Annotated in this window: 23 protein-coding genes; 10 read left to right on the top strand and 13 right to left on the bottom strand. The window is 56.2% G+C overall.

The window, feature by feature from the left end; genetic code table 11:
- Positions 1-63 precede the first annotated feature (63 nt).
- From AB6731_RS09235 to ybbA, 3 genes are all read right to left on the bottom strand, one after another.
- Positions 64-1,209, bottom strand: a complete 1,146-nt coding sequence (locus tag AB6731_RS09235) for a porin (RefSeq protein ID WP_014168933.1) — start codon at positions 1,207-1,209, stop codon at positions 64-66.
- 182 nt (positions 1,210-1,391) lie between these two features.
- Positions 1,392-3,806, bottom strand: coding sequence for a putative ABC transporter permease subunit YbbP (ybbP, locus tag AB6731_RS09230; protein ID WP_371006225.1), 2,415 nt, complete (start codon positions 3,804-3,806; stop codon positions 1,392-1,394).
- Positions 3,803-4,489, bottom strand: coding sequence for a putative ABC transporter ATP-binding protein YbbA (ybbA, locus tag AB6731_RS09225; RefSeq protein WP_014168931.1), 687 nt, complete (start codon positions 4,487-4,489; stop codon positions 3,803-3,805). Before ybbA ends, ybbP begins: the two co-directional genes overlap by 4 nt.
- On the opposite strand from ybbA, the gene tesA reads away from it, so the two are divergent.
- Genes tesA through AB6731_RS09210 form a run of 3 tightly spaced genes read left to right on the top strand, consistent with a single transcriptional unit; the run spans position 4,460 to position 6,795 of the window.
- Positions 4,460-5,083 carry a multifunctional acyl-CoA thioesterase I/protease I/lysophospholipase L1 gene (gene tesA, locus AB6731_RS09220; protein ID WP_025206538.1) on the top strand — a complete coding sequence of 208 codons (624 nt, stop codon included), beginning with the start codon at positions 4,460-4,462 and terminating at the stop codon, positions 5,081-5,083. The two genes, ybbA and tesA, sit on opposite strands and share 30 nt — an antisense overlap.
- A complete protein-coding gene (locus AB6731_RS09215) occupies positions 5,073-5,882 on the top strand; it encodes an SDR family oxidoreductase (protein WP_086532865.1) in 810 nt (269 codons plus the stop codon). The genes tesA and AB6731_RS09215 overlap by 11 nt, the downstream gene beginning before the upstream one ends.
- A gap of 58 nt (positions 5,883-5,940) precedes the next feature.
- On the top strand, positions 5,941-6,795 hold the full coding sequence (locus tag AB6731_RS09210) for a co-chaperone YbbN (RefSeq protein WP_025204830.1): 855 nt from the start codon (positions 5,941-5,943) through the stop codon (positions 6,793-6,795).
- Between the two features lie 49 nt (positions 6,796-6,844).
- Here the strand turns inward: AB6731_RS09210 and fetB are convergent, their stop codons facing one another.
- Together fetB and fetA are read right to left on the bottom strand one after the other, a co-directional pair.
- Complete coding sequence (gene fetB, locus AB6731_RS09205; RefSeq protein ID WP_020885171.1) at positions 6,845-7,627, bottom strand: iron export ABC transporter permease subunit FetB; 783 nt, start codon at positions 7,625-7,627, stop codon at positions 6,845-6,847.
- A complete protein-coding gene (fetA, locus tag AB6731_RS09200; RefSeq protein WP_371006224.1) occupies positions 7,620-8,291 on the bottom strand; it encodes an iron ABC transporter ATP-binding protein FetA in 672 nt (223 codons plus the stop codon). The genes fetB and fetA overlap by 8 nt, the downstream gene beginning before the upstream one ends.
- Before the next feature lie 217 nt (positions 8,292-8,508).
- On the opposite strand from fetA, the gene AB6731_RS09195 reads away from it, so the two are divergent.
- Together AB6731_RS09195 and AB6731_RS09190 are read left to right on the top strand one after the other, a co-directional pair.
- Positions 8,509-9,423 (top strand): SPFH domain-containing protein, encoded by a 915-nt coding sequence (locus tag AB6731_RS09195; RefSeq protein WP_014168925.1) that lies wholly within the window; start codon positions 8,509-8,511, stop codon positions 9,421-9,423.
- Complete coding sequence (locus AB6731_RS09190) at positions 9,420-9,878, top strand: NfeD family protein (protein ID WP_014168924.1); 459 nt, start codon at positions 9,420-9,422, stop codon at positions 9,876-9,878. Before AB6731_RS09195 ends, AB6731_RS09190 begins: the two co-directional genes overlap by 4 nt.
- Here the strand turns inward: AB6731_RS09190 and cueR are convergent.
- Positions 9,869-10,279 (bottom strand): Cu(I)-responsive transcriptional regulator, encoded by a 411-nt coding sequence (cueR, locus tag AB6731_RS09185; protein ID WP_014168923.1) that lies wholly within the window; start codon positions 10,277-10,279, stop codon positions 9,869-9,871. The two genes, AB6731_RS09190 and cueR, sit on opposite strands and share 10 nt — an antisense overlap.
- 108 nt (positions 10,280-10,387) lie before the next feature.
- On the opposite strand from cueR, the gene copA reads away from it, so the two are divergent.
- The 3 genes from copA (at position 10,388) to ybaK (ending at position 14,410) form a co-directional block, all read left to right on the top strand.
- Positions 10,388-12,886 carry a copper-exporting P-type ATPase CopA gene (copA, locus tag AB6731_RS09180; RefSeq protein WP_250368652.1) on the top strand — a complete coding sequence of 833 codons (2,499 nt, stop codon included), beginning with the start codon at positions 10,388-10,390 and terminating at the stop codon, positions 12,884-12,886.
- Between the two features lie 50 nt (positions 12,887-12,936).
- Positions 12,937-13,731 (top strand): TraB/GumN family protein, encoded by a 795-nt coding sequence (locus AB6731_RS09175; protein ID WP_025204835.1) that lies wholly within the window; start codon positions 12,937-12,939, stop codon positions 13,729-13,731.
- A 199-nt stretch (positions 13,732-13,930) separates the two neighbouring features.
- The gene (gene ybaK / locus AB6731_RS09170) at positions 13,931-14,410 is read left to right on the top strand and encodes a Cys-tRNA(Pro)/Cys-tRNA(Cys) deacylase YbaK (protein WP_371006223.1); all 480 of its coding nucleotides are present in this window, start codon (positions 13,931-13,933) and stop codon (positions 14,408-14,410) included.
- A gap of 89 nt (positions 14,411-14,499) precedes the next feature.
- Here ybaK and ushA read toward each other — a convergent pair whose 3' ends face one another.
- The gene (ushA, locus tag AB6731_RS09165; protein ID WP_371006222.1) at positions 14,500-16,152 is read right to left on the bottom strand and encodes a bifunctional UDP-sugar hydrolase/5'-nucleotidase UshA; all 1,653 of its coding nucleotides are present in this window, start codon (positions 16,150-16,152) and stop codon (positions 14,500-14,502) included.
- 169 nt (positions 16,153-16,321) lie between these two features.
- Here ushA and AB6731_RS09160 point away from each other — a divergent pair, with 169 nt between their 5' ends.
- Positions 16,322-17,530 carry an MFS transporter gene (locus AB6731_RS09160; RefSeq protein WP_163305515.1) on the top strand — a complete coding sequence of 403 codons (1,209 nt, stop codon included), beginning with the start codon at positions 16,322-16,324 and terminating at the stop codon, positions 17,528-17,530.
- A 229-nt stretch (positions 17,531-17,759) separates the two neighbouring features.
- A complete protein-coding gene (gene ybaL, locus AB6731_RS09155; protein WP_014168917.1) occupies positions 17,760-19,436 on the top strand; it encodes a YbaL family putative K(+) efflux transporter in 1,677 nt (558 codons plus the stop codon).
- Positions 19,437-19,525: 89 nt separating this feature from the next.
- Here the strand turns inward: ybaL and AB6731_RS09150 are convergent, their stop codons facing one another.
- The 6 genes from AB6731_RS09150 to AB6731_RS09125 form a co-directional block, all read right to left on the bottom strand.
- Positions 19,526-20,830: an inosine/guanosine kinase gene (locus AB6731_RS09150; RefSeq protein WP_371006220.1), complete on the bottom strand. Its 1,305-nt coding sequence runs from the start codon at positions 20,828-20,830 to the stop codon at positions 19,526-19,528.
- A gap of 63 nt (positions 20,831-20,893) precedes the next feature.
- Positions 20,894-21,856, bottom strand: a complete 963-nt coding sequence (gene hemH / locus AB6731_RS09145) for a ferrochelatase (RefSeq protein ID WP_040016800.1) — start codon at positions 21,854-21,856, stop codon at positions 20,894-20,896.
- A 125-nt stretch (positions 21,857-21,981) separates the two neighbouring features.
- A complete protein-coding gene (gene adk, locus AB6731_RS09140) occupies positions 21,982-22,626 on the bottom strand; it encodes an adenylate kinase (protein ID WP_006809841.1) in 645 nt (214 codons plus the stop codon).
- A 192-nt stretch (positions 22,627-22,818) separates the two neighbouring features.
- On the bottom strand, positions 22,819-24,693 hold the full coding sequence (gene htpG / locus AB6731_RS09135) for a molecular chaperone HtpG (RefSeq protein WP_014168914.1): 1,875 nt from the start codon (positions 24,691-24,693) through the stop codon (positions 22,819-22,821).
- A 110-nt stretch (positions 24,694-24,803) separates the two neighbouring features.
- Positions 24,804-25,409, bottom strand: a complete 606-nt coding sequence (gene recR / locus AB6731_RS09130) for a recombination mediator RecR (protein ID WP_006809843.1) — start codon at positions 25,407-25,409, stop codon at positions 24,804-24,806.
- Positions 25,409-25,741, bottom strand: a complete 333-nt coding sequence (locus tag AB6731_RS09125; protein WP_010428194.1) for a YbaB/EbfC family nucleoid-associated protein — start codon at positions 25,739-25,741, stop codon at positions 25,409-25,411. Before AB6731_RS09125 ends, recR begins: the two co-directional genes overlap by 1 nt.
- Positions 25,742-25,761: the final 20 nt, after the last annotated feature.

Genomic DNA, 25,761 nt, shown 5'->3' with positions numbered 1-25,761 from the left:
CACAAAAAACGGCAACCCAGGGTTGCCGTTTTCATATCGGGGTGACTCCCCTGCGGACTGAACTTAGAAGTCGTAACGCAGACGCACCAGGTTCATGTCGCCCAGGTTATCCGTGCTGGAGGTGAACACGTGTTCGTAATCAACACGGAAACCGTAGTCCAGCTGGACGCTAACACCCACGCCGTTATCGATACGCTGGTAGTTACGACCATTCACGTACTCAATACGGTCACCCATGAAGTAAGGCTGGATGGATTTCACCGCATACTGATCGATTGGGAATTTGTACCCTGCGAAGTATTCAATACCCCATGCATCACCGGCAAAGTAGTTGTCAGTAGACACTTTTTTGGTGGTCAGGAAGTTCTGGTACCAGCCGCCGCCAGCCGAGAAGGTCCAGTTATCCGGCGTCCAGCTCAGCGCGGTACCGAGGATATTCTGGTCGTAAGATTTGCTGTCGCCGTTGTCCGGGTTACGCATGTCCGCGCGGGTGTAGTTCCACGCTGCGCCCCAGGTCAGATCGGTGGTCAGGTGGTAATCCAGACCCAGTGAACCGCCGCCTTTACGTTTGTAACGCAGGCCATTGCCCGGCAGGTATTCGCTGTCTTCAAACAGGTAGGATGCATAGATATCCGCATCGCCTACGGTTTTCTTATATTTCAGCATTTTGCGTGAACGATAAGAGCCGTCGTAGTCACCGTTGATCCCGTTACCTGGAGCCTGACCAATCATGTCGTAGTCCCAGATATCGGTTTTCACGCCAACCACATCATAGTAAACGCTGTTCTGTTGACCGAAGGTCAGCGTACCCCAGGTGTCGCTCTTCAGACCGGTGTACAGCATACGGCGAGAGGTGTCGTTAGCACCTTCAGCGTAGTGGTTATCCCAGTTGAACAGCGCCGGAATGTTCACACCCAGCTCGTAGTAGCTGATCCAGCTGATGTCATCAAACAGATAGTAATCTGCTGCGAAACGGAAACGGGTGCCGCCGTCGAAGCCATTACGTTTGTAGGAGCCTTTATCGCCGTCGCCCGTCATCATGTTGAACTGAGGACGAATACTGCCGCCAACGGTAAAGTTAAGACGGCTCAGCGGGTTACCTGCCTGAGGGTCTTGTTTAAGAACCGTGATTTCCGCCTGAGATGCGAAGGAGGTCAATGCCACTGCTGCGCCAATTGTTACTGCCAGCGCTGATTTTTTTATAGTCATTATTTTTCCTTTATAGACACGCTGCTAAATATTTAGCAGGTGAATATTAACTGGAAATAATCTTGCTGTGTGCGCGGGTTTTTAATGTTTTGTGCTACTAAACGCATGGGTATTACCGATTTGTGCTGCTAAATTATTACACACCAGCAGATAAACCGGTGCGTAATTATCACGGATTTGAACTAACTGGCAAACTGACGGAACAGCGCTTTGCCTTTTAGCAATCGCGTGCCGAGCCAGCCGCCGCACAGCGACAGCAGCACCGCACCGCAGACCGGCAGCGTGAACCACAGTCGCCAGTCAGGCTCCCACGGGAAATCGAAGACGCGGGTCTGCAGCACGGCTAACGCCGTCTCAGCACCCATCGCCGCCACCAGACCCGAGACCAGCCCCAGCAGGGCGAACTCGCTCCACAGCGTGGTGCGCAGCAGTCGCTTACTCGCCCCGAGCGTGCGATAGACCACCAGCTCCTGATGACGCTGCCGCATCCCGACCTGCACCTGGGCCAGCAGCAACAGTACGCCGCAGATCGTCACCAGCACCACCATAACCTCCAGTGCCCGGCTGACCTGCTCCAGCACCTGCCCGACCTGTTTAAGGATCGCGCCAATATCCAGCAGGCTGACCGTCGGAAATTCGCGGTTCAGCCGGGTCAGCATACCGTTGCCGTTTTCCCAGCGGAAACTGGTGAGCCAGCTTTGCGGCTGCCCGTCCAGTGCGCCTGCGGGGAAAATAAAGAAGAAGTTCGGCCGCAGGCTTTCCCAGTCCACCTTACGCAGGCTGGTGACCTTAGCGCTAAAATCCTGGGTATCGCCGGTAAAGGTCACGCTGTCGCCCAGCCTGACGTTCAGGCGCGTCGCCAGCCCCTCTTCCATCGACACTTCACCCGCTTTCGGCGGCCAGCTGCCGCCTGTAATCGGGTTGTGATCTGGACGTTTCTCCTGCCAGGTCAGGTTCAGTTCGCGGTTAAGCGATTCATCCTTGTTTCCCTCCGTGGACTGGCCGTTGATCTGCGTCAGACGCGCGCGGACGATGGGGTAGAACGACTCCGGCACAATCTGGTGTTCCGCCAGGAACGTCTTCAGCGGTGTCACCTGCTCAGGGGCGATATTGATCAGGAAATAGTTCGGGCTTTCCGGCGGAAGCTGCTGTTGCCAGCGATCCAGCAGATCGCCGCGCAGCACCAGCAGCAGTGCCAGCAGCATAAACGACAGCGAAAAGGCAGACAGCTGACTCAGCGTAGACCAGGGCTGGTGCAGCAGACGGTTCACCGCCAGCCGCACGGGAAGCGACTTCACCGTCAGCTTTTTAAGCACATTAAGGAGCACCCAGCCGACCACACCACACAGCAGCGCCAGCACCACCGCCCCGGCCAGTACGGCCCACAGCAGCGTGCTGCCGCCCATCAGCCAGGCCAACAACCCAACCGAAACCGCAACAATGACAGGAAGATAGAACTTCAGCGGCCAGATGTTGGCCACCACGTCACGGCGCAGCACGCGCAGCGGCTGCGTCGCGAGCAACAGCCGGTACGGGCGAAGCCCCACCAGCACCGAGATCACCATCATCGCGCCAATCGCCCACAGCCACGGCCAGAGGCTGGCCGGTGGAAGTGCGGCAGGCAGTACCGGTTTCAGCATGACCATCAGCAGCTTTTCAAACAGCAGCCCCATCGCCCCACCGGTGAGTGCTGACAACACCAGCAGCATCAGCCACTGGCCGACAATCAGCTTACGCAGCTGGGCGCTGCCCGCGCCGAGGGTTTTGAGGATCGCCACCAGATCGTATCGGCTGCGGCAGTAGTGCCCCATGGCCACCGCCACCGCCGCCACGGCCAGCAGCAGGGTTAACAGCGCTGAAAGCAGCAGGAACTGCTGAGACCGTTCGAGAGATTTACCAAGCGCCCCTTCGTCCTGCTCCAGTCCGTACCAGCGGTGCTCCGGTTTTAACTGCGGCAGCAGCCATTTTTCATACGCGTCAAGCTGGGCGGGCGTTCCCGCAAACTTATAGCGCCAGGTGACGCGGCTTCCCGGCTGCACGGCATGGGTATTCGCCACATCAGCGGCATTCATCAGCAAGCGCGGGGCAAGCTGGAACGGGTTAAAGCCGGAGTCAGGTTCCTGAACCACCTCCCCGGCGATGCGGAGCGTGGCGTCACCCACGTCGATGCTGTCACCCGTTTTCAGGTTCAGCAGCGCCATTAAACGTGGCGCCAGCAGCACCGTGCCCGGTTTCGGCTTTAACCCAGGCGGGCTGGTTTGCAGTTCACCGTACAGCGGGTAAAGGTCGTCGACGGCTTTGACGCTCGCCAGCTGCGGCGTATCGCCGGCAAAGGTCATGGTCTGAAAGTTCAGCTGTTCCCCCACCTTCAGTCCACGCTTACGCGCCTCCTCAAGCCAGCCCGGCGGGACGGGACGCGAGCTTTGCAGCGCCCTGTCTCCGGCCATAAACTCGCGGCTTTGCTGGCTTAACCCTTTCTCCATGCGATCGCTGACGCTGCCCAGCGCCAGCACGCAGGCTACCGCCAGGCTTAACGCCATCCAGACAATCAACAGCGTGGGCGAGCGCCATTCGCGCCAGAACCAGCGGGCAATCATGCTTCCTCCTGAAGTTCACCGTTAACCAGCCGCAGGCGACGGTCGCAGCGGGCAGCCAGTTGCGGATCGTGGGTCACCAGAATCAGCGTGGTACCGTGTTCACGGTTGAGCGAAAACAGCAGGTCGGCAATTTTATCCCCGGTCTTTCGGTCGAGGTTTCCGGTAGGCTCATCCGCAAACAGCACGTCCGGGCGGCCGTTAAACGCCCGGGCCAGGGCCACACGCTGTTGCTCCCCGCCGGAAAGCTGCGCCGGAAGATGGTCGAGGCGTTTGCCAAGCCCAAGCTGCTCCAGCAATGCCTTCGCGTGGGCGCGGCTTTCACGACTGTTACCGCCGCGCAGCAGTGCCGGCAGTTCAACGTTTTCCAGCGCATTGAGCGTCGGGATCAGCATGAAGGACTGAAAGACAAACCCGATATGACGTGCGCGGAGAGCGGCACGCGCCTCTTCATCAAGCTGATGCAGCGGTTGCCCGACCAGGTTGACCTCTCCACTGCTGCCGTCGTCCAGACCGGCTAAAATGGCCAGCAGCGTGGACTTCCCGGAACCGGACTCGCCAATCAGCGCAATGGTTTCGGCGCGTTTGACAACGAGTTCAACTCCGGTGAGGATGGAAAGCTCGTGTTCCCCCTGACCGACGGACTTCTTAAGACGATGAACTTCAACAATGTTTTCCGCTGGCATTTGCCCTTCCTGTTTTTAATCCTGATGACCTTCCGCGCGGCGGCAGCGGACACGTTACTGGTTCTCGGTGACAGCCTGAGTGCAGGCTATCGCATGGCGGCCAACGCGGCCTGGCCAGCTCTGCTCAATGACAAATGGCAGAGTAAGACAACGGTTATTAATGGCAGCATCAGCGGTGATACCTCGCAGCAAGGCTTGTCGCGCCTGCCAGCCTTGCTCAAACAGCATCAACCGCGATGGGTGCTGGTTGAGCTGGGCGGTAATGATGGCTTGCGTGGTTTCCAGCCTCAGCAAACGGAACAGACCCTGCGCACGATCCTTAAGGATATTAAGGCCGCGAATGCGCAACCGCTGCTGATGCAAATTCGCCTGCCCGCCAACTATGGACGTCGGTATAATGAAGCCTTTAGCGCGATCTACCCAAAGCTTGCCAACGAGTTTGATATTCCGCTGCTGCCATTTTTTATGGAAGAGGTCTATCTCAAACCCCAGTGGATGCAAGACGATGGGATCCACCCCAATCGCGATGCGCAGCCGTTTATTGCCGACTGGATGGCAACACGGCTGGCCCCTTTAGTTAAACATGACTCCTAATTCAGCGGAGATCCTGACAGGTAAAGTTATGCAAAAATCGGTCTTAATTACAGGATGTTCCAGCGGAATCGGTCTTGAAAGTGCACTCGAATTGAAGCGTCAGGGATATTGGGTACTGGCGGCCTGCCGTAAACCCGACGACGTCGAACGCATGAACGGGCTGGGCTTTACCGGTGTGTTACTGGATTTAGACTCACCGGAAAGCGTGGAACGCGCTGCCGATGAGGTGCTGACCCTGACCGACAACCGTCTGTACGGCCTTTTTAACAATGCCGGTTACGGCGTGTATGGTCCCCTGGACACGCTCACCCGCGAGCAGCTGGAAAAACAGTTTTCCACCAATTTCTTCGGCGTCCATCAGCTCACCATGCGCCTGCTCCCCGCCATGCTGCCGCACGGTGAAGGACGCATTGTGATGACCTCCTCCGTGATGGGGCTGATTTCAACCCCGGGCCGCGGGGCCTATGCCGCCAGTAAATATGCGCTGGAGGCCTGGTCCGATGCCCTGCGCATGGAGTTGCGTCACAGCGGCATTAAGGTCAGCCTGATCGAGCCGGGCCCTATCCGCACCCGCTTTACGGAAAACGTTAACCAGACCCAGGCGGATAAACCGGTCGAAAACCCCGGTATCGCCGCACGCTTTACGCTCGGGCCGGAAGCAGTCGTCGCTAAAGTGCGCCATGCTTTTGAGAGCGAAAACCCAAAAATGCGCTATCCGGTGACGCTGGTAACCCATGCGGTAGGCTGGTTAAAACGCCTGCTGCCGGGCCGGATGATGGACAAAATTTTACACGGTTGAGTTGAAGCGTCGTCGCTAACCCCCATGTAAATAACAAACCGATAAAAGAGAAGGCCGCATGTCCGTACAGAATATCGTCAATATTACTGAAGCAAACCTGCAACAGACCCTCGAACAGTCCATGACCAAACCGGTGCTGTTCTACTTCTGGTCTGAGCGTAGTCAACACTGTCTGCAGCTGACGCCGGTACTCGAAAGCCTTGCCGCGCAATACAATGGCCAGTTCATTCTCGCCAAACTGGATTGTGACGCTGAGCCTATGGTGGCGTCTCAGTTTGGCCTGCGCGCGATTCCTACCGTCTATCTGTTCCAGAATGGTCAACCTGTTGATGGCTTCCAGGGGCCACAGCCTGAAGAAGCGATCCGCGCCCTGCTGGATAAAGTCCTGCCGCGCGAGGAAGAGCTGAAGGCGCAGGAAGCCATGGGACTGATGCAGGAAGGCAAATACGACGAAGCGCTGCCGCTGCTCAAAGAGGCGTGGCAGCTGTCGAAACAGGACAGCCAGATTGGCCTGCTCCTTGCGGAAACGCAGATTGCCCTGCACCGTTCCGACGATGCGGAAGCTGTGCTGAAGACCATTCCACTGCAGGATCAGGATACCCGTTATCAGGGTCTGGTCGCGCAGATCGATCTGCTGAAACAGGCGGCGGACACGCCGGAGATCCAGCAGCTTCAACAGCAGGTTGCCGATAACCCGACCGATGCCGCGCTGGCAAGCCAGCTGGCGCTGCAGCTGCATCAGGTGGGACGTAACGAAGAAGCGCTGGCACTGCTGTTCAGCCATCTGCAAAACGATCTGGGTGCCGCCGACGGTCAGGCGCGGAAAATGTTCCAGGAGATCCTGGCCGCGCTGGGCACCGGCGATGCGCTGGCGTCGACGTACCGCCGTCAGCTGTACGCCCTGCTCTACTGATGAACAGGCCCGGTGCCGTTTGCGCTCACCGGGCCTGCAAAAGAGGCGGTCACCCCGCCTTTTTCAACTGCGTCACCACCAGCTGATGGCGCGCGTTGTAGAACTTCCGATAGGTTAAATAGCAGGCAATGATGGTCGACAGGCTGGCCGTAGAGAGCAGCATAAAGGTCACCATGATCTGATATTTAATGGCTTTGACCGGATCGATACCGGCAAAAATCAGCCCGGACATCATTCCCGGCAGGCTAACCAGCCCAACCGTTTTTGCGGAATCCACCGTTGGGATCAGCGACGAGCGGATGCTGTCGCGGATCAGTACCGCCGAGGCCATTTTCGGTGTCGCCCCCAGGCTTAATTTCTCCTGCAGCTTCTGTTGTTCACTGCTAAACCGCTGGCCGAGGTTGTTGTAACACAGTCCTACAGCCACCATAGCGTTCCCCGCAATCATCCCGGAAATAGGGATAACCTGCATTGGCGTAAACTCGATTGAGCCGGACACCACCAGCACCGCCAGCGTCAGCGCCGTCCCGGTTGTAATGGCGATAAACGATGAGACAAACGCCTTATCGATATACTTACTGCGTTTCTGCGCGTTCCACGCCGCGTTAAAGCAGATAAACAGCACCATCAGGAGCGTCAGCACCGCGTGGTTGACGTTAAAAATATACTTCAGCACATAGCCGACAATAATGAGCTGGATAACCGCGCGGCAGATACTCCAGATAATATCTTTCTCCAGACCCAGCTTTTCCCGGTAGCTCACCACAATAGCGATCAGTACCAGCACCATCGAAAACGCCAGCGACGTATTCGTAATATTATGCTCACCCATGGTTTGCCTCCTGCATTTTCCCGCCCTGCGGCTCAAGCGTAATGACGTCATCCGCATGGGTAATTTCGTTCGAATCGTGCGTAACCCACAGCACGGCAATATTCTGCTCGCTTGCGTAACGATGAATAATCTCGTTAACGTTGCGTTTGTTCACCTCATCCAGCGCGCTGGTGATCTCGTCCAGTAACAATATCTTCGGCAAAAACTGCAGATTGCGAATCAGCGAAACGCGCTGCTTTTCACCGCCCGATAATTCATTGATGGATTTAGTCAGCGTCTCTTTCGACAGGCCAAAGCGGGCCAGATCGGCGATAAATTTTTCTGGCTCCGGCGTTTTATGACGGATTTGCCACGGAAAGACCAGGTTGTCATAAACCGTGTCCCCAAACAGCGAAGGGGTTTGCACGCAGTAAGAGACCTGCTGGCGATAGCTTTCTGGCGACAGTGTCGCGATATCCTGCCCTTCAAACAGAATAGCGCCCTCAGTGGGGCTGAGCAGTGAAGCGACAATCTTTAATAACGTGCTTTTACCACAGCCTGACGGCCCTGTTATCAGTTTGAACTCACCCGGGGAAAGACAAAAATCGACATGCTGAAGGATCGTGGTATTTGCCACATGAAAACCGACATCCCTGACCTGCAAGAGCGTATTTTTATTGTTCATCATGCATCCTGTAACCACCTTTATTGCAACCACGCGTAGAATAATCCTTTCACGAACGCAGCGCGAATAGGGTGTGTCGATGGCTGGAGTAAAGGTTTTACCGGTATTCGTCGCGCCCCCTTCTTTACAGGGGCGAATTTCAGCCCGATAGCCGATATACTGACTTATAACACACACGCCGTTCCCTTCGTCACAGCATGCAAAACAGGAGGTTTTTATGCTTATCGTTATACCTGTCCTTATTTTCGTTGCGCTGGTTATTGTCGGCGCTGGCGTCAAAATTGTCCCACAGGGGTATCAGTGGACCGTTGAACGCTTTGGCCGCTACACCAACACGCTCCAGCCGGGTTTAAGCCTGATTGTCCCTTTCATGGACAGGATTGGACGTAAAATCAATATGATGGAACAGGTGCTGGATATTCCTTCCCAGGAAGTGATCTCCAAGGATAACGCCAACGTCACCATTGATGCGGTCTGTTTTATACAGGTTATTGATGCGCCAAAAGCGGCCTATGAAGTCAGCAATCTGGAGCTGGCTATCGTAAATCTGACGATGACCAACATTCGTACCGTGCTCGGTTCAATGGAGCTGGACGAGATGCTCTCTCAGCGCGACAGCATTAACACCCGCCTGCTGCACATTGTCGACGAGGCCACCAACCCGTGGGGGATCAAAGTTACCCGTATTGAGATCCGCGACGTGCGTCCACCGGCAGAGCTGATCGCCTCCATGAACGCACAGATGAAAGCGGAACGGACCAAACGCGCCTACATTCTGGAAGCTGAAGGGGTACGTCAGGCAGAGATCCTGAAAGCCGAAGGGGAAAAACAGTCGCAGATCCTGAAAGCGGAAGGTGAACGCCAGTCTGCCTTCTTACAGGCGGAAGCCCGTGAACGTTCTGCAGAAGCGGAAGCCCGCGCCACCCAGATGGTCTCTGAAGCAATTGCGGCGGGTGATATCCAGGCGGTGAACTACTTTGTTGCGCAAAAATACACTGACGCGCTGAAAGAGATTGGCTCCGCGAACAACAGCAAAGTGGTGATGATGCCGCTGGATGCCAGCAGCCTGATGGGCTCCATCGCCGGGATCACTGAACTTATCAAAGACAGCGGAAACGAGCGCAAAAAATGATTGAGCTAATCGTCGCACATCCTCATGCATTCTGGCTAAGCCTCGGTGGCTTATTGCTGGCCGCGGAGATGCTTGGCGGCAACGGTTACCTGCTCTGGAGCGGTGTTGCCGCTGTCATTACCGGGTTAGTGGTCTGGCTACTGCCCCTGGACTGGGCGTGGCAGGGGGCGTTATTTGCCGTGCTGACGCTGTTGGCCGCCTGGCTGTGGTGGCGCTGGCTTAACCGCCAGGTGACAGAACAGAAACCGCTCGACGCCCACCTCAATCAGCGCGGTCAGCAGATTGTCGGCAAACGTTTTACGCTTGATACGGCGCTGGTTAACGGGCGCGGACATATGCGCGTGGGCGACAGTTCATGGCCCGTGGTGGCCGACGATGACCTCAGCGCCGGCACGCAGGTTGAGGTCATTGCGGTGGAAGGAATAACCCTGCGGGTTAAAGCCTGTCAGGCATGAGCCTTACGATGACAGCAGCCGGACAGATTATCGATAATCGGGCAGTCGGCGCTGTCATCCCCCGGACAGGATTCCGCCAGCGCCAGAAGCTGCTGACGCATCGCCTGTAACTCGGTAATGTGGCGTTCAATCTCAGCCACTTTCTCCAGCGTTCGTTTTTTCACGTCTGCGCTATGGCGCGCCGGATCGTTGAATAAGGTGACCAGCTCGCCGCACTCTTCAAGGTTAAATCCCACCTGCCGCGCCTGGCGCAGCAGCGTCAGTTCATCCAGATGCAGTTGCGTATAACTGCGGTAGCCATTTTCACTGCGCAGCGGCGGTGTCACCAGCCCCTTCTCTTCATAAAAACGGATCGCTTTGCTGGTCAATCCGGTTTTTTTCGCAACATCACTGATATTCACATTTCCCCCTTGACCTTCCCCTTGATGGAAGGTTTAACCTTCATAACAGTTAGCGAAAAGCGTTATGCCGGTCAACATCTGACCAGATCATTATACGGGAGTTTTGTTATGTCTCACACTATTGACCTGACACTGGACGGCCTCTCCTGCGGCCACTGTGTCAAACGCGTTAAAGAAAGTCTGGAACAGCGTCCTGATGTAGACAGCGCTGAAGTGACCCTTGATCACGCCGCCGTCACCGGTAGCGCCAGTGCGGATGCGCTGATTGATACGATCAAACAGGCTGGTTATGGGGCGGAGCTGAGCCACCCAAAGGCTAAACCGCTGGCAGAGTCATCATCCCCGTCGGAAGCACTGACAGCGGCCACTCCTGAGCTTCCGGTAGCTGATGATATTGATGACAGCCAACAGCTGCTGATCAACGGCATGAGCTGCGCCAGCTGCGTCTCCCGGGTACAAAATGCCTTGCAGGCTGTACCGGGTGTCGCGCAGGCACGGGTCAATCTTGCGGAGCGTACTGCGCTGGTGATGGGCAGTGCCTCCGCCGCAGATTTAGTGCAGGCCGTTGAAAAAGCGGGCTACGGCGCAGAGGCCATCGAAGATGACCTCAAACGTCGTGAACGCCAGCAGGAAACGGCCGTCGCCACCATGAAACGCTTCCGCTGGCAGGCCGTCGTCGCGCTGCTGGTCGGGGTGCCGGTCATGGTGTGGGGTATGATCGGTGACAATATGATGGTCACCGACGATAACCGCACGCTGTGGCTGGTCATTGGGTTGATTACGCTTGCCGTGATGGTCTTCGCAGGCGGTCACTTCTACTCCAGCGCCTGGAAAAGCCTGAAAAATCGCACCGCGACGATGGATACCCTTGTCGCACTCGGCACGGGTGCGGCGTGGCTGTACTCCATGAGCGTCAACGTCTGGCCCCAGTGGTTCCCGATGGAAGCGCGTCATCTCTATTATGAAGCGAGCGCGATGATTATCGGCCTGATTAACCTCGGCCATATGCTTGAAGCGCGCGCCCGTCAGCGCTCCTCCAAAGCGCTGGAGCGCCTGCTGGATTTAACCCCACCGACCGCGCGCGTCGTGACGGATACGGGTGAAAAAAATGTCCCATTGGCTGAAGTTCAACCCGGCATGACGCTGCGCCTGACCACCGGCGACCGCGTTCCCGTTGACGGTGAAATCACTCAGGGCGAAGCCTGGTTTGACGAAGCGATGCTGACCGGAGAACCCGTCCCGCAACAGAAAGCCCAGGGCGATGCCATTCATGCCGGTACGGTGGTGCAGGACGGTAGCGTGCTTTTCACCGCCAGTGCGGTCGGCAGCCATACCACGCTGTCACGCATTATTCGCATGGTGCGTCAGGCACAGAGCAGTAAGCCGGAAATTGGTCAGCTGGCCGATAAAATCTCCGCCATTTTTGTGCCGGTCGTGGTCGGTATCGCGCTGCTGAGCGCGGCTATCTGGTATGTCTTCGGCCCGGCACCGCAAATTGTTTATACCCTGGTGATTGCCACGACGGTGCTGATCATTGCCTGTCCTTGCGCGCTCGGTCTTGCCACGCCAATGTCGATCATCTCAGGCGTAGGCCGTGCCGCTGAATTTGGCGTGCTGGTACGGGATGCCGATGCGTTGCAGCGGGCGAGCACGCTGGACACGCTGGTGTTTGATAAAACCGGCACGCTGACGGAAGGGAAACCGCAGGTAGTGGCCGTGATAACCGCAGGCATCACGCAGGATGACGCGCTGCGTCTCGCCGCGGCGCTTGAACAAGGCTCCAGCCACCCGCTGGCCCACGCCATTATTGAGAAAGCCGGAAATGCCAGCCTGCCGCAGGTGAGCAATTTCCGTACCCTGCGCGGTTTAGGCGTCAGCGGTACCGCCGAAGGGCACACGCTGCTGCTGGGAAATCAGGCACTGCTGAAGGAGCACGGCGTTGAGACCTCTGCCCTGGAACAAGACCTGAAAGATCAAGCCTCTCAGGGCGCAACCCCGGTTCTGCTTGCCGTTGATGGCAAGGCCGCGGCGCTGCTGGCAATTCGCGATCCGCTACGCCAGGACAGCGTGCAGGCGTTGCAACGCCTGCATCGCGCGGGCTATCGCCTGGTGATGTTGACCGGGGATAATCCTGTGACGGCGAACGCCATCGCCCGGGAAGCTGGGATTGACGAGGTCATTGCCGGGGTGTTACCTGACGGCAAAGCAGATGCCATTAAGACGCTGCAAAGCCAGGGTCGCCAGGTGGCGATGGTCGGTGACGGGATTAACGATGCGCCGGCGCTGGCACAGGCGGAAGTGGGTATTGCGATGGGGGGCGGTAGCGATGTCGCCATTGAGACGGCCGCCATCACCCTGATGCGTCACAGCCTGATGGGCGTTGCGGACGCGCTGGCGATTTCAAAAGCCACCTTGCGCAACATGAAGCAGAACCTGCTGGGTGCCTTCGTCTACAACTCGCTCGGTATCCCGATTGCTGCCGGTATTTTGTGGCCGCTGACCGGCACGCTGCTGAACCCGGTTGTCGCGGGTGCGGCGATGGCGCTCTCGTCCATTACCGTGGTGAGCAACGCAAACCGGTTGTTGCGGTTTAAACCGAAAGATTGAACCTTCTTCTCCTACGCGCTAGCATGAACCTTTCCGTTTATGGAGCGCGTATGAGTCTGTTTAATCGTATAAAAACATCGTTTCGCGCCCTCTTCCCCCGCCGTTATGCCTGGCCCGGCATGGATATCTCGCTTCCCGGCGGGCAGCACCTTCACCTGGTGGGCAGCATCCATATGGGCACGCAGGATATGTCCCCGCTGCCAGCCGGTCTGATGAAACTGCTGAAGAGCGCCGATGCGCTGGTCGTTGAAGCGGATATTTCGGGCCAGACGTCGCCGTTTGCCGGCCTCGAAAGCGATCTCCCCTTGGCTGAACGTCTGAACGACACGCAGTTCGCTGAACTGACGCGCGTCGCAGATGAGACGGGCGTGTCGCTCTCCATGCTGGACACACTGCCGCTGTGGCAAATCGCGATGGTCCTGCAGGCAACCCAGGCGCAGCGTCTGGGGCTACGCGGGGATTACGGTATTGATTACCAGCTGTTGAATGCCGCGAGAGCACGCCATTTGTCAGTCATTGAGCTCGAAGGCACGGACAGCCAGATAGCCCTGCTGCGCCAGCTTCCTGATGATGGGCTGATGCTGCTGGATGATACCCTGACCCACTGGCACACCAACGCGCGTCTGTTGCAAACGATGATCGGCTGGTGGCTGAATGCGCCGCCCACAGACGGTAAACTGGCGCTGCCGTCGACGTTCAGTGAATCGTTGTATGATGTGCTGATGAACGAGCGCAACAAAGCCTGGCAGCAAACGCTGCATGCGTTGCCTGCGGGGCGTTACGTGGTCGCTGTCGGGGCGTTACATTTGTACGGAGAAGGGAATTTGCCGTCACTGCTGAAATAAAAAAATGGCCAATATTTCTATTGGCCCGTCAAAGAGGAATTTCATCGTTTTTATTATGCCGAAGGAGACCTTCGGTTGAGCCGATTGTCGCTCAAAGTGACCATCACTGACAATACTATTGCGCAAGATGGTGCTATTTTTTAGACAAACGTCAGGCGTATGCTGTCAGCATGAATTGTCTGTCGTAAGAAGGATAGCTATGACTCCCGCCGTTAAATTACTCGAAAAAAACAACATTCCCTTTCGGATCCACACCTACGATCACGATCCCAGCGAAACGAATTTTGGTGATGAAGTGGTGCGCAAACTGGGGCTGAACGCCGATCGGGTTTATAAGACGCTGCTGGTGGCGGTGAACGGTGATATGAAACACCTCGCCGTCGCGGTAACGCCCGTTGCCGGGCAACTGGATCTCAAGAAAGTGGCCAAAGCGCTGGGGGCAAAGAAGGTGGATATGGCCGATCCGATGGTTGCGCAACGCACTACCGGCTACCTTGTTGGCGGTATTAGCCCGCTCGGGCAGAAAAAACGCCTGCCGACGCTGATTGATGCCCCTTCGCAGACGTTCGACACCATTTATATTTCCGGCGGCAAACGCGGGCTGGATATTGAACTGTCCGCAGGCGCTCTGGCAAAAATACTGGACGCGACATTTGCGGATATTGCGCGACGGGATTGAGGAAGTGGCCCGGAGGCACTGTGCTTACCGGGCCGACGATTCTCATACAGGCCGGGTCAGGCGTAGCCGCCCCCCGGCTCAAAACCGCACTACTGCCAGCTCACCTCGCCTTTCGGCTCATAGGTATTCACGTCGATCGGTGAATTCTGCTCGATAAACTGCTTCAGCACTTCCGCATCGATAAACCCGGTATTCACATAGCCCGGTTTATTGTCGATATGTGGATAACCGTCACCACCGGTGGCGTTAAAGCTTAATGTTGCCATGCGGTAGGTTTTGGCAGGGTCGACCGGCTCGCCTTTGATTTTGAGGTCGTTGAGCTTGCCGTCCTTCGCCACAAAGCTGACGTTGGCAAACTGCGGATAAGCGCCGGAGTCCGGCTTCATCTGCGCCACGGCGGTGAGATAGTCAATCACCTCTTTACCGCTCATGTCGACATACACCACGATGTTACCGAACGGCTGAACCTTCAGCACATCTTTATAGGTGATGTTTCCGCCTTCGATGGAATCGCGGATGCCGCCGCCGCTCATCACGCCAAAATCGGCATTTGTGCGCGCTATTTGTGCCGCCAGCACCAGATGCCCCATATTGGTCTGCACAAAGCGAACTTTGCTGCGGTCCCCTTCCAGACGACCATTCAGCGTACCAATCTTCACGTCCAGTTGCGCCTTGCCTTTATTCTGGAAGGGCGTCAGCAGGGAGAGCATCTGCGCGTTCTCGGCAATTTCCGGGGTGTAGAGTACGCGTTCACTCTTCCCGTCAGGGTAAGTCACTTTCTTCTTCAGGTTGACCGGAATGAGCTGATAGTGCACCAGCTTCATCTCGCCGTTACGGAACTCAAAGTCCGCACGCCCCACGTATTTACCCCATTCGTGCGCCTGCACAATCCAGATCCCGTTTTGACGGTCCGGAGCACACGGCGTGCCTGGCACGTAGTCGACCTGCTTTTTATTCTCTGACGCCATGCAGACCGGGTCTTGTGAATGACCGCCCACAATCATCGCCAGCGAGCCCGCAGGCAGGCTGCGAGCCATCTCCACGTCACCCGGCGCATTCGAGCCGTGCTCACCATTGTCGTAGTGGCCCATATGGGTGGTGGCAATAATGACATCCGGCTTTTCGTTCTGCTGCAATTCCTGAATGACCAGCTTCGCTTCGTCTGCCGGTTTACGGAACTCGATATCGGTAAAGAACTCAGGGTTGCCGATTTTCGCCGTATCGTCGGTGGTTAACCCGATGACCGCAATTTTCAGATCCTGACGCTTAAACAGCGCCCAGGGTTTGAAGAGTCGCTCGCCGGTGCTTTTCTGGTAGATGTTGGCAGAGAGGAACGGGAATTTGGCCCATTTTTCCTGCTGACGCAGCACCGTCAGCGGGTTATCGAATTCATGGTTACCGACGGCCATCGCATCGTAGCCAATAAGATTCATGCCGCGGAAATCAGGCTCCGCATCCTGTAAATCAGATTCCGGCACGCCGGTATTGATATCGCCCCCCGACAGCAGCAGTACGCTGCCCCCCTGGGCTGCCACCTCTTTACGAATGCCATCCACCAGCGTTTTTTGTGCCGACAGACCGTATTCGCCGTATTCACTGCGCCAGAAATGGCCGTGATGATCGTTGGTATGCAGAATGGTGATTTTATAGGTTTTATCTTTTTCATAGGCCTGCACGGGCAGGCTAACCAGACCCCAGGCGGCGATCAGCGCCAGCGCGACGCTCCGCTTCATTAACTTCATCTTCTCTCTCCCTGACCAATAGACAAAGGCAAAAATTACAGTGACTAATAAGAATAGACAAATAAGTTTTCAGAATTGCGACTTTATTCAAATGTCACTGCCGGGTATGTTAGTTGGATAATAATTACACCCTGCATTTCTAATAACAAAAGACGTGGTATTCATCTCTATGGCAATCAGTGAATCAACCCAGCCCGTGTCTGGCGCTCCGGCGTCGCGCACCTCGTTTAAAGTGTTAGGCGCAATCAGTCTTTCACATCTGCTCAACGACATGATCCAGTCGTTGATTCTCGCGATCTACCCGCTACTGCAGTCCGAGTTTTCGTTAACGTTCGTGCAGATCGGGATGATCACCCTGACCTTCCAGCTGGCCTCCTCGCTTCTGCAACCGGTCGTGGGCTACTGGACGGATAAATATCCCATGCCGTGGTCGCTACCGATTGGCATGTGCTTTACCTTGAGCGGGCTGGTGCTGCTGGCAATGGCAGGCAGCTTTGAAGCAGTGCTGATTGCCGCCGCGCTGGTGGGCACGGGGTCGTCGGTCTTTCACCCGGAGTCCTCACGCGTGGCGCGCATGGCCTCCGGGGGCCGTCACGGGCTGGCGCAATCGCTGTTTCAGGTGGGCGGTAACTTTGGCAGCTCCCTCGGCCCACTGCTGGCAGCGGTGATCATCGCTCCGTACGGCAAGGGTAACGTGGCGTGGTTTGTGCTGGCAGCCTTGCTGGCGATTATTGTGCTGATTCAGATCAGCCGCTGGTATGCCGCGCAGCATCGCGTGAACAAAGGTAAACCTAAAGCGAAGGTTATCAATCCCCTTCCTCGCGATAAGGTCATTCTGGCCGTCTCCGTGCTTCTGGTGCTGATTTTCTCGAAATACTTCTATATGGCGAGCATCAGCAGCTATTACACCTTTTACCTGATGCAAAAATTCGGATTATCGGTCCAAAACGCCCAGCTTCACCTGTTTGCCTTCCTGTTTGCGGTGGCTGCAGGGACGGTTATCGGCGGGCCTGTGGGCGATAAAATCGGGCGCAAATACGTCATTTGGGGCTCTATCCTCGGCGTGGCCCCGTTTACCCTTATTTTGCCGTATGCAAGCCTGGAGTGGACGGGGATTCTGACCGTGATTATTGGATTTATCCTCGCCTCGGCGTTTTCCGCCATCCTTGTTTACGCACAGGAGCTGCTGCCAGGCCGTATCGGTATGGTTTCCGGGCTCTTTTTCGGTTTTGCTTTCGGCATGGGCGGCCTTGGTGCGGCAGTGCTGGGCATGATTGCCGACCACACCAGTATCATCCTGGTCTATAAAATCTGTGCTTTCCTGCCGCTTCTGGGGATGTTGACCATATTCCTGCCTGATAACCGTCATAAAGCGTAATATAACGGTCGCTAAAGTTTTACTTTGGCGACCTGACACCCTGATGCCATAAGGGTTTCTTCTGTATCCCCCCGCCTAATTTATCAAAATGCGCTTTTTTACACGCATATTGCTGTTTTATTCAAACTTCAACAATTATTCATAAACATAACGGCAAAAATTGTCATAAACTATTACTCGGTTTTTGGTTTTTTAACCAAATGGAACACCCACAACGAAAGGAGACGGAATGCATCACGCCACACCGCTTATCACCACCATTGTTGGTGGACTTGTGCTCGCTTTTATCCTCGGCATGATTGCCAATAAACTGCGTATTTCGCCTCTGGTGGGCTATTTGTTAGCGGGTGTGCTGGCGGGTCCCTTTACACCAGGTTTCGTGGCGGATACCAAACTGGCGCCCGAACTGGCGGAATTAGGCGTGATTCTGCTGATGTTTGGCGTAGGTCTGCATTTCTCACTGAAGGATCTGATGGCGGTAAAGTCGATCGCCATACCGGGAGCGATCGCACAGATAGCCGTAGCGACGCTGCTGGGAATGGCGCTTTCGACAGTGCTTGGCTGGTCGCTGATGACCGGTATCGTTTTTGGGCTGTGTCTTTCAACCGCCAGTACCGTCGTACTGCTGCGCGCACTTGAGGAGAGGCAGCTTATCGACAGCCAGCGCGGACAAATCGCGATAGGCTGGCTGATTGTGGAAGACCTGGTGATGGTGCTGACGCTGGTGTTGCTGCCTGCCGTCGCCGGTATGATGGAAAAAGAGAGCGTCGGCTTTGCGACGCTGGCGCTGGACATGAGCATCACCATCGGGAAAGTGGTGGCGTTTATCACCATTATGATGCTGGTGGGCCGCCGTCTGGTGCCGTGGATCCTGTCCCGCAGCGCGGCCACCGGCTCCCGTGAGTTGTTTACCCTGTCTGTCCTTGCCCTGGCGCTGGGGATTGCCTTTGGTGCCGTTGAACTGTTCGACGTCTCCTTTGCACTGGGCGCGTTCTTCGCCGGGATGGTGCTGAACGAATCCGAGCTGAGCCACCGTGCGGCGCACGATACGCTGCCGCTGCGCGACGCCTTCGCCGTCCTGTTCTTTGTCTCCGTCGGGATGCTGTTTGATCCGATGGTTCTGGTTCAGCAACCGCTGGCCGTGATGGGCACCCTGGCAATTATTATCTTTGGTAAGTCGGTTGCCGCCTTCTTCCTGGTACGGATGTTTGGCCACTCGCCGCGTACCGCTCTTACCATCGCCGCCAGCCTGGCGCAGATTGGTGAGTTCGCCTTTATTCTGGCAGGCCTGGGTATGGCGCTGAATCTGCTGCCGCAGGCCGGGCAAAACCTGGTCCTCGCCGGAGCGATCCTCTCCATCATGCTGAACCCGGTCCTGTTTGCGTTGCTGGAAAAATACCTCGATAAAACCGAAACGCTGGAAGAGCAGACGCTGGAAGAAGCTATCGAAGAAGAGAAGCAGATCCCGGTGGATATTTGCAATCATGCCCTGCTGGTCGGCTTTGGCCGCGTAGGAAGCCTGCTCGGTGAGAAGCTGATGGCGCAGGGGATCCCGCTGGTGGTGATTGAAACATCACGTACCCGTGTCGACGAGCTGCGCGAGCGCGGCGTTCGCGCGGTGTTGGGCAATGCGGCAAACGAAGAGATCATGAATCTCGCGCATCTGGACTGCGCGCGCTGGTTGCTGCTGACCATTCCAAACGGCTATGAAGCGGGTGAAATTGTGGCGTCCGCACGTGAGAAGTGCCCGAATATTGAGATCATTGCCCGCGCCCATTATGACGATGAGGTGGAGTACATTACCGAACGTGGTGCGGATCAGGTGGTGATGGGTGAACGCGAAATTGCAAAAGCGATGCTGACGCTGTTAACGAAACCGCCGGTTGACGAGGTGGTGACGGGGTAAGCGTGCCTCCTGCAGCCCTTGACTGACCCTCTCCCACCGGGAGAGGGTACAAACACGAATACGGCAACCGCAAGGTTGCCGTTTTGCCTTTATCGGTCCCAGTAGGCTTCTTCGAGGCTATCTTCCCTTTCCGGCAGACCGCGGGTTAAGCGCGGCGAGTGCTGGTTCAGCACCTGATAACTCACGCGGTTCGCGTACTTACACACCTGCGCCAGCGACGAATAGGTCAGCCAGTTGAATTTGTGCTTGCTGGAATTCGGGACGTTGGTTTTATGGTAGGCATTCGCAGTGATGTCATGCAGCAGCGCCGCCAGTGCGCCATCTCCCGCGCCATTGGTGTTCATGATCTTTTCTGGCCCGCCCATATACGGCGCGATGTGGGAGTAAATACGCAGCGGGTTTTCGCAATCTTTATGGCGAATCGCGCGGCTGAACTCGTACTGGTTAAACTCGGTAATGGCGCCTGGCAGCAGTGGATGCTGCGTTTTGCGTTTGCTCTCTTCTTCCGTGAAGCCTGCCATATATAGCCCTACCGGTCCGGCAGTGCAGAGCACCAGATCGACCCAGTCGAGCGCTTTATCGGAGGCCAGCAGCGGATCGCTCTCGCCGGTCAACGCTTCAGCCTCTTCTTCGTTCATCGCCAGAATCGAGACGTGTTCCTTCAGGAAGGCCTGCCACCACTCGGGGTTGTCGGCTATCACGAATTTGGTACCCAGCGTCAGAACGACCGGCACATTGTATTTCTTCGCGTACTCAATCGCTTTCATGGTGGCTTCCGGCATCGGCTCGCCGGGTTTACAGCGCACCAGATACGACGTCAGCACCAGTGCAGACGCGCCCGCTATCACCGCTTCCGGAATGCTCTCTGCACGCAGCTTATTCATGTGGCCGGGGCTGATGGCAAAGGTACGTTCGCCGGAATCGCTGATCAGCGTGAAGCAGCGGCCAATCGGCCCGTCAACGCCCTGAAGGTAGTTCAGATCGGTGCGGCTGGAGGTATTGCACAAATAACGGTAGGCGTAGCCACCAATTTCGATGTTGCTGCACATGACGCCCAATAACACAGAGCGGTCGTCGGCAAGCACCGAGTAGTTGTGCATGGTGTTGCCGATAGTGCCACCGGCAAACTGATGGGTGATCAGGTTTTCACGCGTCAGCTCCTGATACAGGGCTTCGGCAACATCGTCCTCAATCACCAGCGAGTGACCGGCGCTCAGACCGTAACGAGCGACAAACGCATCATCCACTTTAGCTTCAATGTCCACCAGCGTCTGATCGATACCGACGACCCATGCGGCGCTGGTTTCATTTTCCGGCTGGATTTGCTGCAGGAGCGGATCGCGGGCATCAACGGGAAAGTAGTGTTTAGATTTGCGTTTACCGGGAAATTTCATGGGTCTGAACTGTGCAAGGATTATGGGCCGGGAATGGTAGCACAAACCCGGCCCATAGTGCGATCAGCGGCTGTTTGTCACCAGCGACACCATCATCTCGATATGCTCAGGCGAGTCGTTAAGGGCCGGAATGTATTCGTATTTCGTCCCGCCCGCCTCGAGGAAGAACTCTCTGTTCTGCACGGCAATCTCTTCCAGCGTTTCCAGACAGTCGGCGGAGAAACCGGGTGACATCACCTGAATATGTTTCACGCCCTTCTCACCGAGCATTTTGAGGGTTTCGTCGGTGTAAGGCGTTAACCACGGCTCGCGACCAAAACGCGACTGGAAGGTCATCATCACTTTCTCTGGCGGCAGGCCGAGGGCTGAGACCAGCTCACGGGTGGTGTCGCGGCAGCGCTGCGGGTAATCATCCCCTTCATTGGCGAAGCGCTGCGGGATCCCGTGATAGGAAAGCAACAGCAGATCCGGCTCGCCATGTTTTTCAAACGACGCGCGCGCGCTACTGGCAAGCGCTTTAATATAGCGATCGTTATCGGCGTAATCACGAATAAAGGTCACGCCAGGAATACGGCGGCGGGTCGCCAGAATACGTGCCAGCTCATCCCAGACGGCGGCAACCGTCGAGCAGGAGTACTGCGGATAAAGGGCGAGCACCACAATGTGGTCGACGCCCTGCGCCAGCAGTGAGTCGACCGCGCTTTCCAGTGACGGTTTACCGTAGCTCATGCCCAGCGCGACGGGCATATCCGGCAGACGGGCAGCCAGCGCTTTTTCCTGCCGACGGCTATACACCATCAGCGGTGAGCCCTCTTCCATCCAGACGGACTGATAAAGCTTTGCTACACGTGGGGCACGAATCGGCAGAATGACGCCACGCAGCAGCGGCCACCACAACAGTCTTGGGGTATCCACGACGCGCGTGTCGCTTAAAAATTGTCGCAGGTAGCGTTTTACCGCTTCTGATGTCGGTGCATCTGGTGTACCCAGATTGGCAAGCAGGATGCCGGTTTTCGCCTGACTCATTCACGCCTCTTAACCATTTGAATGGTTTTCAATTGTAGCGGAAAAGCGTTTAAACGAAACCCATTGCTGCAATAGGTAAGATGAGAATTTTTCTCACCCGGAGAGCCCGGGTGAGAGAGGTGCAATTAGCCGAGGATTTTTTCCAGCTCTGCACGAACGTCAGCAACGGCTTTGGTGCCGTCAACTTTCGCGTATTTGGTGTTACCCGCCTGCGCTTCTTTGGTGTAATAACCGATCAGCGGAGCGGTCATCTGATGGTATTCCACCAGACGTTTACGCACGGTCTCTTCCTGATCGTCTTTACGGGTGGTCAGCTCTTCACCGGTAACGTCATCTTTACCTTCAACCTTAGGCGGGTTGAATTTGATGTGGTAAACGCGGCCAGAGGCAGCGTGTACGCGACGACCAACAATACGGTCAACGATCAGCTCGTCCGGCACGTCGAACTCGAGCACGTAGTCCACGTTGATGCCCGCTTCTTTCATGGCATCAGCCTGAGGAATGGTGCGTGGGAAGCCGTCCAGCAGGAAACCGTTACGGCAGTCTTCCTGAGCAATGCGCTCTTTGACCAGAGCGATAACCAGCTCGTCGGTCACCAGCTTGCCTGCGTCCATGATGTCTTTCGCTTGTTTACCCAGCTCGGAGCCAGATTTAACAGCGGCGCGCAGCATATCACCGGTGGAGATTTGCGGAATACCGTATTTCTCCATGATGAACTGAGCCTGAGTTCCTTTACCCGCGCCCGGAGCGCCAAGCAGAATAATACGCATTGCGAAAATCCCCTCAAAAGTCGATTCAATTTTTCAAAAGCGCTAAACAATACCACCAGAACGGATATGGCTCAAGGAAGGCAGGCGGGCTGAAACGGTTAATGAAGGGAGATTAACGGGAAGGAGCGGTCTGGTGCCCTCCCCCGGTCCTCTCCCACAGGAGAGGGAGAAGACCAGGGGGAGGCGGGTCAATTACGCCAGCAGCAGCGCATTCACACGTTTAATGAACAGGTTAGGATCTTCCAGCGTGCCGCGCTCGGCCAGCAGAGACTGATCCAGCAGAAGCTCAACCCACTCGGCGAAGCGTGCTTCGTCCTGCGTATCCGCCGCGCGTTTCACCAGCGGATGATCCGGGTTCAGCTCGAAGATATACTTCACTTCTGGCATCGCCTGGCCCGCCGCGGCGAACAGTTTCGCCATCTGGGTGCTCATTTCATCCGCATCCGTGGTGACAATGGCCGGGGTATCAGTCAGACGGTGAGTGAAACGCACCTCTTTCACGCGATCGCCCAGCAGCGTTTTCACGCGCTCAACGAAAGGCTCCAGCGCCTTCTCCGCTTCTTTCGCGCTTTCGTCCACTTCATCGGCCAGCTTATCGATCGACTCATCGGCTTTGGCGACGGACTGGAACGCCTTACCGTCGAACTCGGTCAGGTAGTTCATCATCCACTCGTCGATGCGGTCAGACAGCAGCAGTACTTCGATGCCTTTCTTACGCAGCAGCTCGAGGTGTGGGCTGCTCTTCGCCGCGGCGTAGCTGTCGGCGGTGATGTAGTAGATCTTCTCCTGCCCTTCTTTCATGCGGGAGACGTACTCTTCCAGCGACACGGTCTGCGCAGAGGAGTCGGTGTGAGTGGAAGCGAAACGCAGCAGTTTAGCAATGGCTTCTACGTTGGATGTATCTTCCGCAGGGCCCTCTTTCAGCACCAGACCGAACTGTTTCCAGAAGGTCTGGTATTTTTCAGCGTCGTCTTTCGCCAGTTTTTCCAGCATCTGCAGCGCACGTTTGGTCAGTGCATTACGCAGGTTGCGGGTGACGGTGCTGTCCTGCAGAATTTCACGGGAGACGTTCAGCGGCAGATCGTTGGAGTCAATGAGACCACGCACAAAGCGCAGGTAGTTCGGCATGAACTGCTCGGCGTCATCCATGATAAACACGCGCTGGACATACAGCTTCAGACCGTGCTTGTGATCGCGGTTCCACATATCCCACGGCGCCTGAGACGGGATATACAGCAGGCTGGTGTACTCCTGCTTACCTTCCACACGGTTGTGGCTCCAGGTGAGCGGATCGGTAAAGTCGTGGGCGATGTGTTTGTAGAATTCGTTGTATTCGTCGTCTTTAATTTCAGACTTATTGCGCGTCCACAGCGCCTGCGCCTTGTTGATTTTCTCCCAGGACACCACGGTTTCACCGTCTTTCTCTTCCTGTTTTTCAATCTCAACCGGCAGGGCAATATGGTCGGAGTATTTGCTGATGATGGAGCGCACGCGCCAGTCATTCAGGAAATCATCTTCGCCTTCACGCAGGTGAAGGGTGATTTCGGTACCGCGGTCCGCTTTGGTGATGTCATCAACGGTGTATTCGCCTTCGCCTTTAGATTCCCAGAAGACGCCGTGATCCGCACTGTCGCCTGCTGCGCGAGTACGCACGGTGACTTTGTCCGCAACGATGAACGCCGAGTAGAAGCCCACACCGAACTGGCCGATCAGCTGGCTGTCTTTCGCCTGATCGGAGCCCATTGATTCGAGGAACGCTTTGGTACCGGATTTAGCAATGGTCCCGAGATGGTCGATGACCTCGTCGCGGTTCATACCAATGCCGTTATCGGCGATAGTCAGGGTACGGTTCTCTTTATCGAAAGAGACGCGCACGCGCAGCTCTCCGTCGCCTTCGTACAGATCCGGGTTAGACAGGGCGCGGAAGCGCAGCTTGTCCGCCGCATCGGAGGCGTTGGAAATCAGCTCACGCAGGAAGATTTCTTTGTTGGAATACAGGGAATGGATCATCAGGTGCAGAAGCTGTTTTACTTCTGACTGGAAACCACGGGTTTCTTGTCCTTTCATCTATGTCGACCTCAACAATGCCATTTAATGGGGTTTTAAAACGTTGAGGGAGAGATGGGGATACGAGGGGAGAATTTCAAGCGGAGGCCGCGATTGCAGCCTCCGTTTGGTCAGAAAATAATCTTGTGACGTCCAGCCAGAGAGTGGGACAGCGTGGTGCCGTCCACCATCTCCAGCTCACCGCCCACTGGCACGCCGTGAGCGATGCGGCTGGCGTCAACGCCATACTGTGCGCACAATTCGGCGATGTAGTTGGCCGTAGCTTCCCCTTCCACCGTTGGGTTGGTGGCGAGGATCACCTCTTTGATCGTTTCGGACTCAAGACGCTGTTCAAGGCGATCGAGACCGATATCGTCCGGGCCAATACCGTCCAGCGGGGAGAGATGCCCCATCAGCACAAAATAGCGGCCAGAAAACTGCCCGGTCTGTTCGATGGCGTAGATGTCCGCCGGACTCTCCACCACGCAAATCTGACCGTTTTCCTGACGACGCGGATTAGTGCAGATGTTACACACGTCCTGCTCGGTAAAGGTACGGCAATCCGCACAGTGACCAATTTCTGACATGGCACGGGTCAAAGCCTGCGCCAGGCGCATCCCGCCGCTGCGGTCGCGCTGCAATAGCGTAAACGCCATGCGCTGCGCCGACTTCGGGCCGACACCCGGCAGACAGCGCAGTGCTTCCATTAACTGCGTGAGCAGCGGACTGGTTTGCATCAGAATGGCATCTTGAAGCCAGGCGGCAGTTGCATACCGCTGGAAACAGAGGCCATTTTCTCTTTCTGAGTTTCATCGATACGGCGCGCAGCATCGTTAAACGCGGCTGCAACCAGATCTTCCAGCATGTCTTTGTCGTCTTCGAGCAGGCTTGGGTCGATTTCAACGCGACGGCAGTTATGCGCACCGTTGATGGTCACCTTGACCAGACCGGCACCGGATTCACCCGTGACTTCCAGCTGAGCGATCTCTTCCTGCATCTTCTGCATTTTTTCCTGCATCTGCTGAGCCTGCTTCATCAGGCCACCCAGACCGCCTTTTCCACCAAACATAGGCTTCTCTCTTCTTTCAC

Source organism: Enterobacter sp. RCC_40 (assembly GCF_041360735.1).
In the GTDB taxonomy this organism is placed as follows: Bacteria; Pseudomonadota; Gammaproteobacteria; order Enterobacterales; family Enterobacteriaceae; genus Enterobacter; species Enterobacter ludwigii.
Note: the sequence above shows the minus strand (reverse complement) of the source record. Positions and strands in the feature narration are given on the sequence as shown.

Bases quoted from the DNA above. Each gene is read 5' to 3' on its own strand.
- AB6731_RS09235 (WP_014168933.1), bottom strand. From the start codon at position 1,209: ATGACTATAAAAAAATCAGCGCTGGCAGTAACAATTGGCGCAGCAGTG.
- ybbP (WP_371006225.1), bottom strand. From the start codon at position 3,806: ATGATTGCCCGCTGGTTCTGGCGCGAATGGCGCTCGCCCACGCTGTTG.
- tesA (WP_025206538.1), top strand. From the start codon at position 4,460: ATGAACTTCAACAATGTTTTCCGCTGGCATTTGCCCTTCCTGTTTTTA.
- ybbA (WP_014168931.1), bottom strand. From the start codon at position 4,489: ATGCCAGCGGAAAACATTGTTGAAGTTCATCGTCTTAAGAAGTCCGTC.
- AB6731_RS09215 (WP_086532865.1), top strand. From the start codon at position 5,073: ATGACTCCTAATTCAGCGGAGATCCTGACAGGTAAAGTTATGCAAAAA.
- AB6731_RS09210 (WP_025204830.1), top strand. From the start codon at position 5,941: ATGTCCGTACAGAATATCGTCAATATTACTGAAGCAAACCTGCAACAG.
- fetB (WP_020885171.1), bottom strand. From the start codon at position 7,627: ATGGGTGAGCATAATATTACGAATACGTCGCTGGCGTTTTCGATGGTG.
- fetA (WP_371006224.1), bottom strand. From the start codon at position 8,291: ATGAACAATAAAAATACGCTCTTGCAGGTCAGGGATGTCGGTTTTCAT.
- AB6731_RS09195 (WP_014168925.1), top strand. From the start codon at position 8,509: ATGCTTATCGTTATACCTGTCCTTATTTTCGTTGCGCTGGTTATTGTC.
- AB6731_RS09190 (WP_014168924.1), top strand. From the start codon at position 9,420: ATGATTGAGCTAATCGTCGCACATCCTCATGCATTCTGGCTAAGCCTC.
- copA (WP_250368652.1), top strand. From the start codon at position 10,388: ATGTCTCACACTATTGACCTGACACTGGACGGCCTCTCCTGCGGCCAC.
- AB6731_RS09175 (WP_025204835.1), top strand. From the start codon at position 12,937: ATGAGTCTGTTTAATCGTATAAAAACATCGTTTCGCGCCCTCTTCCCC.
- ybaK (WP_371006223.1), top strand. From the start codon at position 13,931: ATGACTCCCGCCGTTAAATTACTCGAAAAAAACAACATTCCCTTTCGG.
- ushA (WP_371006222.1), bottom strand. From the start codon at position 16,152: ATGAAGTTAATGAAGCGGAGCGTCGCGCTGGCGCTGATCGCCGCCTGG.
- AB6731_RS09160 (WP_163305515.1), top strand. From the start codon at position 16,322: ATGGCAATCAGTGAATCAACCCAGCCCGTGTCTGGCGCTCCGGCGTCG.
- ybaL (WP_014168917.1), top strand. From the start codon at position 17,760: ATGCATCACGCCACACCGCTTATCACCACCATTGTTGGTGGACTTGTG.
- AB6731_RS09150 (WP_371006220.1), bottom strand. From the start codon at position 20,830: ATGAAATTTCCCGGTAAACGCAAATCTAAACACTACTTTCCCGTTGAT.
- hemH (WP_040016800.1), bottom strand. From the start codon at position 21,856: ATGAGTCAGGCGAAAACCGGCATCCTGCTTGCCAATCTGGGTACACCA.
- adk (WP_006809841.1), bottom strand. From the start codon at position 22,626: ATGCGTATTATTCTGCTTGGCGCTCCGGGCGCGGGTAAAGGAACTCAG.
- htpG (WP_014168914.1), bottom strand. From the start codon at position 24,693: ATGAAAGGACAAGAAACCCGTGGTTTCCAGTCAGAAGTAAAACAGCTT.
- recR (WP_006809843.1), bottom strand. From the start codon at position 25,409: ATGCAAACCAGTCCGCTGCTCACGCAGTTAATGGAAGCACTGCGCTGT.
- AB6731_RS09125 (WP_010428194.1), bottom strand. From the start codon at position 25,741: ATGTTTGGTGGAAAAGGCGGTCTGGGTGGCCTGATGAAGCAGGCTCAG.